A 2,437-nucleotide genomic window follows, 5' to 3' on the forward strand; every position below is an offset into this window, starting at 1 on the left:
CCGTGGCAGAACGGGATGCCGCAATCCATGCAGCGCGCCGCCTGCTTCTTCAGGTCGTGCTCGTCGAGCGGCAGGGTGAACTCGCGGAAGTGCCGCACGCGGTCGGCCGCGAGCTGGTACTTCTGGTCCTGCCGGTCGAATTCGAGGAAGCCTGTGATCTTGCCCATCGTACCCGTCTCTTGCAGCGGCTCTTGCGGCTGCGTCCGACCCGTTGCGCGGGTGCCGACGCATCGGTCCGGCGGCCCGTCTTCTCGTCCGATCGGCTCAGAGCCGGTCGGGATGTTCGCTCAGCCACTCCCGGACCGCCGCTTCGATCCGGATCTGCCAGTCCGGCCCGCCGGCCCGGAACCGCTCCACGAGGTCGGTCGGCAGGACCAGGCGTTCGGTCTCGCCGGGGCGGTGGCCCCGCTCGATCAGATGTCCACCAACCCGAAGGTCGGCCTGCTCGAACCAAGCCGCGTCGAGCTCCGGTGCGTCGTCGGGGTCCCATCCGATCTCGTCAGGAGACATCGGCCGATCGGATTCGGCCGCCGAATTGCGCTTGCTCTCGCTCATTGGCCTTCCTCAAGCTGATGATCCGGCACTCGCCATCCCGTTCGGTCCAGACGACGATCACCATACGCCCATCGAGGCCGCTTGCGGTAACCCAACGCGCCTCGCCGTAAGCGAACCTCTTGTCTTCGCGCGTCGTCTCCGTGCCATCGAAGATTTCTCCGCACAGTCCGAAATCGAGACCGCGCTCGCGTAGCGTGCGAGCGCGTTTCCGTTCGTCTTAGACGATGCGCATCCCGACGCTGAATCAACGGGGCCGAGATACGACCTACTCCGCCGCCACCGGCATCCGCGCCATCTCCATCTCGCGTAAGGCCCTACGGTACTCCACCGGCATCACTTTGACGAACTTGGTGCGGTAGCCCGCCCAATCGTCGAGGATCGCCTTGGCCCGCGGGGAGCCCGTGTACTTGAGGTGGTTGGTGATGAGCTGCGACAGGCGCTCCTCGTCGTGGCCCGACATGTCGGCGAGGATGTCGACGCGGCCCTTGGTCTCGAGGTCGCCGTCCTGGTGGAAGCGGCGCATCAGGTCGTCCTCCTCCTCCACCGGTTCGAGGTCGACCATCGACAGGTTGCAGCGCGCCGAGAACGAGCCGTCGGCGTCGAGCACGTAGGCGATGCCGCCGGACATCCCGGCGGCGAAGTTGCGCCCGGTCTCGCCGATCGAGACCACGACGCCGCCGGTCATGTACTCGCAGCCGTGGTCGCCCATGCCCTCGACCACCGCGATCGCGCCGGAATTGCGCACGGCGAAGCGCTCGCCGGCCGACCCGCGGATGTAGCATTCCCCGGCGATCGCCCCGTAGAGCACCGTGTTGCCGACCATGATCGTCCGGTCGGGCGGCGCCCGCAGCGCGTCGCTCGGGCGGATGATCAGCTTGCCGCCGGACAGGCCCTTGCCGACGTAGTCGTTGCCGTGGCCGGTGAGCTCGATGGTGACGCCGGCCGCGAGCCACGCGCCGAAGCTCTGGCCGGCGGTGCCGGTGAGCTTCACCACGATGGTGTCGTCGGGCAGGCCCTCGTGGCCGTGTGCCTTGGCCACCGCGCCCGACAGCATCGCGCCCGTGGTCCGATCCGCGTTCCGGACGGTCCCGTGCAGCACCACCGGCTCGCCGGTGCCGATGGCGTTCAGGGCCTCCGCGATCAGGCGCCGGTCGAGCACGGCATCGATCGGATGATGCTGCGTCTCGACGTGGCGGATCGCCACCTCCGGCCCGACGTCGACGCGGTGGAACAGCTTCGCGAAATCGAGGCCGCGCGCCTTCCAGTGCTGGATCGCCTCGACCTTGTCGAGGAGGTCGGAGCGGCCGACGAGGTCTTCGAGCTTGGTGAAGCCCATCGCCGCGATGAGCGCGCGCAGCTCCTCGGCCACGTAGAAGAAGTAGTTCACCACGTGCTCGGGCGTGCCCTTGAAGCGCTTGCGCAGCACCGGGTCCTGCGTCGCGACGCCCACGGGACAGGTGTTGAGGTGGCACTTGCGCATCATGATGCAGCCGGCCGCGATCAGGGGCGCGGTGGAGAAGCCGAACTGGTCGGCGCCGAGCAGCGCCGCGATCAGCACGTCGCGGCCGGTGCGGATGCCGCCGTCGGCCTGGAGCGCGACGCGGCCGCGCAGGTTGTTCAGCACGAGCGTCTGCTGGGTCTCGGCCAGCCCCGTCTCCCAGGGGCCGCCGGCGTGCTTCAAGGAGGTCAGCGGCGCCGCGCCGGTGCCGCCGTCGAAGCCGGAGATGGTGATGTGGTCGGCGCGCGCCTTGGCGACGCCCGCCGCCACGGTGCCGACGCCGACTTCCGAGACCAGCTTCACCGACACGTCGGCGGCCGGGTTGACGTTCTTCAGGTCGAAGATGAGCTGCGCCAGGTCCTCGATCGAGTAGATGTCGTGGTG

The 2,437-nt window shown here is 68.7% G+C and carries 3 protein-coding genes and 1 pseudogene; all 4 read right to left on the minus strand.

What is annotated here, in order from left to right; translation table 11 throughout:
- Nucleotides 1-167: pseudogene (gene gltD / locus ACFE86_RS22480) on the minus strand (glutamate synthase); the annotation flags it as partial.
- Between the two features lie 97 nt (nt 168-264).
- Nucleotides 265-555, minus strand: coding sequence for a BrnA antitoxin family protein (locus tag ACFE86_RS22485; protein ID WP_375457523.1), 291 nt, complete (start codon nt 553-555; stop codon nt 265-267).
- On the minus strand, nt 500-721 hold the full coding sequence (locus ACFE86_RS22490) for a BrnT family toxin (RefSeq protein WP_375457525.1): 222 nt from the start codon (nt 719-721) through the stop codon (nt 500-502). The genes ACFE86_RS22485 and ACFE86_RS22490 overlap by 56 nt, the downstream gene beginning before the upstream one ends.
- A 99-nt stretch (nt 722-820) precedes the next feature.
- On the minus strand, nt 821-2,437 hold a 1,617-nt coding region (locus ACFE86_RS22495), incomplete at its 5' end, for a glutamate synthase-related protein (protein WP_375457524.1).

The sequence above is a fragment of the uncultured Methylobacterium sp. genome (genome assembly GCF_964244095.1).
GTDB lineage: Bacteria > Pseudomonadota > Alphaproteobacteria > Rhizobiales > Beijerinckiaceae > Methylobacterium.